The 6289-nt window shown below is 52.4% G+C and carries 7 protein-coding genes; all 7 read right to left on the reverse strand.

Annotated features, from left to right (window positions below; genetic code table 11):
• A partial coding sequence (locus ACOYNV_RS25065) for a CBS domain-containing protein (protein WP_422902536.1) occupies positions 1 to 328 on the reverse strand: 328 nt, incomplete at its 3' end.
• Positions 329 to 1510 carry a UDP-N-acetylglucosamine 2-epimerase gene (neuC, locus tag ACOYNV_RS25070; RefSeq protein ID WP_422902537.1) on the reverse strand — a complete coding sequence of 394 codons (1182 nt, stop codon included), beginning with the start codon at positions 1508 to 1510 and terminating at the stop codon, positions 329 to 331.
• The gene (gene neuB / locus ACOYNV_RS25075) at positions 1507 to 2514 is read right to left on the reverse strand and encodes an N-acetylneuraminate synthase (RefSeq protein WP_422902538.1); all 1008 of its coding nucleotides are present in this window, start codon (positions 2512 to 2514) and stop codon (positions 1507 to 1509) included. The genes neuC and neuB overlap by 4 nt, the downstream gene beginning before the upstream one ends.
• Entirely contained in the window at positions 2511 to 3140 is a 630-nt protein-coding gene (locus ACOYNV_RS25080; protein WP_422902539.1) for an acetyltransferase, read from the reverse strand. Before ACOYNV_RS25080 ends, neuB begins: the two co-directional genes overlap by 4 nt.
• Positions 3137 to 4324, reverse strand: a complete 1188-nt coding sequence (locus ACOYNV_RS25085) for a LegC family aminotransferase (RefSeq protein ID WP_422902540.1) — start codon at positions 4322 to 4324, stop codon at positions 3137 to 3139. The genes ACOYNV_RS25080 and ACOYNV_RS25085 overlap by 4 nt, the downstream gene beginning before the upstream one ends.
• Positions 4321 to 5325, reverse strand: a complete 1005-nt coding sequence (locus tag ACOYNV_RS25090; RefSeq protein ID WP_422902541.1) for an NAD-dependent 4,6-dehydratase LegB — start codon at positions 5323 to 5325, stop codon at positions 4321 to 4323. The genes ACOYNV_RS25085 and ACOYNV_RS25090 overlap by 4 nt, the downstream gene beginning before the upstream one ends.
• Positions 5326 to 5481: 156 nt before the next feature.
• Positions 5482 to 5784: a GDP-mannose 4,6-dehydratase gene (locus tag ACOYNV_RS25095; protein ID WP_422902542.1), complete on the reverse strand. Its 303-nt coding sequence runs from the start codon at positions 5782 to 5784 to the stop codon at positions 5482 to 5484.
• Positions 5785 to 6289: the final 505 nt, after the last annotated feature.

Here is a 6289-nt window from a genome sequence, read left to right on the forward strand (position 1 = left end):
AACCAACAATATGATGCTGCTCATCCACCACAGGAATCTGCTGAATCTTGTTGGCAACCATCAACTGCATTACCAATTCACGGCCCAAATCAGGCGGCACAACCAATGCATTGTGATGAATGATGCTTGTAAGTGGGCTATTGAGATCAAGCCCCTTGAGCAACCCTCTCCTTATATCACCATCGGAAATTGTGCCTTCTAGCACTCCAGCCGCATTTGCCACCAAAACAATTTTGACTGACACTTCATTCAAGTTGTGAATGGCTTGGCCAATGGTCGCATCGAAGGGTAATATTGCCTGATGCCAGAGTTGTTCCGAGGAGTTCACTTAGTTAGTTCCGCTATTACTATTAATGGGTAAATCATAAAAAGTTTTTTTAATGATGCCTTCTAGTGGATAGTGCTTAAGCGTGTTGACCACTTTTGCACTGGCACCACCTTCACCATAAGGATTAGTCACTTTATGCAAGCGAGCTTGAAAGTCAGCTGAATAAAGCTGCGTTAAAGCACTAGCGATGCTCTCTCGCGTTGGTTCACTGTTAATAACGCTGTCCGCTTGTAAGCGTCCACGTTGCCGGTCACCGATATTAATTGTGCCTTTTTTAAAGCTAGGTACTTCTGCCAAACCACTAGACGAGTTACCCACAACACCATCCACCTGAGCAATGCACGAGAGATAACGCAATTGACCTAGCGAGGTATAGGCCCGCGCATTTGTGTGCTCGGCAACAAATTTTTGCACCATTTCAATGAGAGTACGGCCATCGGTATCGGCATTGGGCAAGGTAAAAATAAGCTGCGTATCTTTTAGCTGGGCTAAAGCTGCCAGCAACTCTTGCATTTGGTTTGCAGCTGTTGCTGTTTCTAGCGTTACCGGGTGAAAGGTAATTAGCAGGTTTTTAACACCGAGTTTAAAATCAAGCGAGGTCTCTAATGCAGTTCTATCTAGCAGTTGCAAACGCTTGATATTATCAATGCCTAGACCACCAACCAAAAAGACGTGATCAGGTTGCTCACCCAATTGAATGACGCGCTGACGATATGGCTCAGCCGCCACAAAATGCAAATGTGACATTTTGGTAATAGAATGCCGAAGCGCTTCATCAAAAGCACCTTCCGTAGTCTCGCCGCCATGCAAGTGGGCCACCGGTATGCGGGCAACCAATGCAGCGGACACTGCTGAAAAAATCTCAAACCTGTCACCCAGCACCACAATCAGATCGGGCTGCAATTCATTTAACGCATCAGCAAAACCGATTAAACCCAAACCCATGGATTTGGCGATGCCCACGGGAGTGTCAGAACTGGTCAGCATTTCAACCTTGCGGTCGATCTGGAAACCATCTTTCTCGATCTCACGATAAGTGAGACCAAATTCAGGCGACAGGTGCATGCCTGTGGCGATGATCTGTAACGTTAGCGCAGGATCATCCTTGATACCTTGCATGACCCAGCGCATCAAACCGTATTCGGCGCGGGTGCCAGTGATGACGCAAATCTTACGTGTCATAGTTTGATCAGCTCGTCTGCCTCAATATCGCGTGGCGCCGTGCGGCCCATGATTTCATCCCAGCGCATGGGGGAGATACCCGTGCCGGGGCGCTTGGTGGTGATATTCTGCGCACTGAATAACTCACCCGCTTTAATAGCGTGGCTGGCTACCAGCGATTTGCGGGCAACTGGCTTGTTCCTGATTTCGCTTGGGGTGAGCCGTTTGATGCCATCACCCATCGCCACTTCTATATTGCGAATCGCTGCCACCATGGCTTTGAGTTCTGCGGGTTCCAGGCTGGCTTGGTGGTCTGGGCCGGGAAGGTCGCGGTCCAGCGTGAAGTGCTTTTCGATCACGGTCGCGCCCATGGCCACGGCGGCAATCGCCACTTCTATGCCTTGTGTGTGATCGGAGTAACCGACTGCTACGCCAATGGCGGCGTGAATGCTCTGCATGGCACGCAGGTTAACTTCGTTCATGGGCGTCGGATATTCGGTGGTGCAGTGAAGTACGGTTACAAGTGCTCGTGCTGTGCCTGCCTTCTCGAGCACGTCAATAGCGGCTTCTATATCGCCCAGCGTTGCCATACCACTGGAAAGAATGACGTTTTTTCCAAGTTGGCCGATATGGCGCAGGTACGGCAAGTTGGTTATTTCGCCAGAGGGAATCTTGAAATAACCCTGCCCAAGACTCAGCAACAAATCGATACTCTCAATATCAAACCCGGTTGAGAAAAAACCGATGTTTCGCGTACCACAGTGGGAAATAAGCTCCCGGTGCATGTCTTCAGTAAGCTCTAGCCTACGAAGCATTGCGTGTTGAGTTTCTTCAGTGCCCGTGGTTTGAGCTTGGTAATCGGCTTTTTTGGCAGTGCGCGTGACTAAGCGGTCGGCGTTAAAGGTCTGGAACTTGACTAGGTCCACGCCAGCCTCAGCCGCTACATCGATTAACTGCTTGGCCAAACTGAGGTCGCCATTATGGTTAACTCCGGCTTCAGCAATAATGAGTGTTCGGTGGGTCATGATTTGTTGTGACCTGAAAATTGGGCGTTTTCCGCCTGGTTGTGGCGCACCGAGAGACCCATACCCATCACGCAGCGTTGCCCAAGCGTAAGACCTTCCTTAATGATGCTACCGCTGCCAACAAAGCTACCCGTTCCAATTTTTACGTCGCCATTCAGGATGGCGCCAGTAGAGATATGGCAGTGGTCTGCCACCACAACGTCGTGCTCAAGCAGCGCGCGCGTGTTGATGATGCAATTGCAGCCTACCCTGGCGCCAGCATTGATAATGGCCCCGTGCATCACCATGGAGCCTGCGCCAATAAAAGCGTGAGGCGAGACGTGAGCCTTGGGCGCTATGATGGCCGGCAATTGAAATCCCAGCTTAATGGCCCGATGATAGAGCCGGATGCGATGGTCAGGGGTCTGTATTTGCCCCATGGTGATCAAGGCGTATGGGTGCTTTTTGGCAAGTTCCGGCAGATCATCGTCCGTGGCTATAACCTCATATCCAAGGTGTTGTTTGTGCATTTCTTCAGGCATGCCGACCAGCCCGGCAATCTGGTAACAGCCGTTCTGCTCTATGACGTCGATACACGAATGAGCGTGGCCACCGGCGCCGATAAGAATCAGACTGGGTTTGCTCATGGGGCGATGGGAAGCAGGCCCGAACTGCTTGGAATATTAATCAATCGCCGCTCCAAAGATTCGGCCACAGGCAAAGGCGCTTTCGGTGTGTTTTTGTACATCGATAGCTGGGGCATCAAAGCCCAGACCGGGCGTGTCATCAATCCGGCATCGTTGGTTGCGGTCAGTATGGCATCGCGCTGGCCGGCGAATGATTCGTCGAGCAACAGTGTCTGCAGCCAGTAGTTGCTGTGGCATCCCGCAGGCTCGGCGACAAGGCGAACGCCATCGACGTTGACAAAGCTTGATTGATAAGCGACGAACAAGCGGCGCTTATCAATCAAGAAACCGGGGAGTTGCTCAAGCTGCGCACAGCCCAAAGCGGCATTCAGGTTTGGCAACCGGTAGTTGTAACCCACTTCGTCATGCACAAAGTTCCAGCGATGCGGCAGTTTGGCGGTGGTGGTGATGTGCTTGGCGCGTTTGCCCAGTTCGACATCATTGGTGAGGATGGCACCGCCACCGCCGGTCGTGATGGTCTTGTTACCGTTAAAACTCAAAGTGCCCATCAGGCCAAAGGTGCCGGTGTGACGACCACCCACAGTGCTACCCAGGGATTCAGCCGCATCTTCAATCAATTGCAGTCGGAAATCGTGCGCTACGGCGAGCAGCGCTTCAATATCAACAGGATGCCCGAAGGTGTGCATGGGCACCATTGCGCGGATCACCCGCCCGGTACTTCGGTTGACACAGTGGCCGCCGCGCATCTCGGCCATGGTTGAGAGGTACACACGCAAAGCGTGAGCGTCCATCCCAAGCGAGTTCATTTCGCTGTCAACAAAATGGGGAGTTGCCTGACAATAGGCCACGGCATTGGCGGTGGCGATAAAGGTCAACGCGGGCAACAGAACTTCGTCCCCTACCTCAACACCAGCCAAGAGTAGCGATACGTGCAGCGCTGCGGTGCCGTTGACAACTGCGACCGCACGCTTGGCTCCGGTGAACGCGGCCAGTTCATCCTCGAAACGATCAACAAACTTACCCACGGAGGATACGAAGGTTGAATCAAGGCATTCCTTCAGGTAAATCCATTCGTTCCCGTGAAAGCGCGGCTCGTGCAGGGCGAGCGGCCCGTTGCCCACCACAGACGAAATGGCTTGAACGATTTCCTGGGGTAGATTGCATTGCCTATCCACGTGGCTCATAGATTGTAGATGTCCGCTTTGTAAGCTGACAGATTGGCGGGTTCTCGGAACCAGGCAATGGTCTCGGTCAAGCCGCGCAAGAATCCCTCACGGCTACCGTATTGGGGTTGCCAGCCGAGCAGTTCTCGTGCTTTAGTGTTGGATGCCCACAGACGTTCAACTTCACTTTTCTCAGGGCGCAAACGCTGTTCGTCTGTAATGATTTCTATGGTTGTGCCCATGGCCTCTGCGATGGCGTGAGCGGTGTCGCCGATCGATATTTCGAAGTTGCTGCCAAGGTTGATGACCTCTCCAGTGCCTCGGTCCGATTCCAAGGCGGCGATAAAGCCAGCAACTGTATCTGCCACGTAGTTGAAGTCACGTGTAGGCGATACCGCTCCGAGTTTGATCTGACGTTGACCATGGGCAATCTGAGTGATGATGGTTGGAATCACGGCACGGGCGGACTGGCGCGGGCCGTAGGTGTTAAAGGGCCGCAGTAGCGTAACTGGTGTACCAAACGATGAATAAAACGACATGGCAATTTGATCTGCACCAATCTTGCTTGCCGAATATGGCGATTGGCCTTGCAGAGGATGATCTTCGGTTATCGGCACGAAGCGCGCCGTGCCGTACACCTCGCTCGTTGATGTCTGCACCACCTTGTTCACGCCAAGATCGCGTGCTGCTTGGACGATGTTCAGCGTGCCTTTGATGTTGGTGTCGACGTAGGTGTCGGGCGAGTGGTACGAATAGGGGATGGCAATTAGGGCCGCGAGGTGCAGCACTGCGTCGCAGTCTTTCATGGCGGTACGCACGCCGTTAGGGTCACGCACGTCGCCAGCAAACACTTCGAATTTGCCCTTGACGTCAGCACCGCAGCGGTCGAGCCAACCCCAGGAATTGAACGAGTTGTAAAGTACGAACGCACGAACATCGTAACCCGCACGTACTAGGGCTTCGGTCAGGTGGGAACCGATGAAGCCGTCGGCACCGGTGACAAGAATTTTCTTTTTCTTCACAATGACTCTTTCAAAAGCAACTCTGCAAATTTCCAGTCGAGCGGTGTGTCCAGATCAACCGACCGATCTCTCTCCATGATGGATAGGGCGCATATCATAGCGAAAAAAACCCCGCCACGGTAGCCTGCCATGTAGATTTGAGCGAATAGTAGTTGGTCAAATTTGCTGGGCGATTGTGGGCTTGATCAAAGCTAAGCAGACGAGGGACTGGGTGCCGAGGTTGTAGATTTCGACCGACTGGGTTTCCTGCACGATGCGCACGAGGTTGCTGGTGTCGGTGAGGTCGCCGTAATGCAGTTTGAAATAGGCATTCTGGTTGTGCGGGTCTAGATGGGTGCTGAATGAACTGGCGCGGCGCTTGATGCCGTGGACGATGTAGCCTTTTTCGAGCAGGAACTCAGCCAGGTAGAAACCATCCTGGCCGGTGATGCCGGTTATTAGTGCGGTTTTTTGGGTCATGTCTAAATAATCATATTTTGAAATTATGTTGATTGTGGCGCTTTAATCGCCCAGTGAAACTGGGCTCCTACAAGAGCAAGCGTAGGGTGATGCTGAGTTCGGTTGCGGCAAACTAGACGAACTAGCGCACCCTGTATTGCACTCCGGTGGCAATGACGAGGTCTTCGGGTTCGTCTTGTTGCCGCATGCGCCATTGCATTTCGTTGGTGTCGCGGGCTTGGCTATCTGGTTGGCAGCCGCGGCAATTTGGTCGATTCTGATTTGATACAAGCCACGACGACGCCACTTGGTGTAGTTGAATTTGTCCTTGGAAATTTCAGGCCACGTTTTAGCGAATTGTATCGCTTGCATGCGCGGTGCGACTTGATTCCCGCTATTATTTTCGTAGTTACTTACCCCTATTGGGCAGTGACTAGAGGCTGATTTCATGTATTTTTGCAGTAATAGCCGCCAGTTTTGGGTGCGCCTCTAAACTCGATCAGGTCATTTTCTTTGTGTTGCTTGA

The sequence above is a fragment of the Propionivibrio sp. genome, assembly GCF_049316945.1.
In the GTDB taxonomy this organism is placed as follows: domain Bacteria; phylum Pseudomonadota; class Gammaproteobacteria; order Burkholderiales; family Rhodocyclaceae; genus Propionivibrio.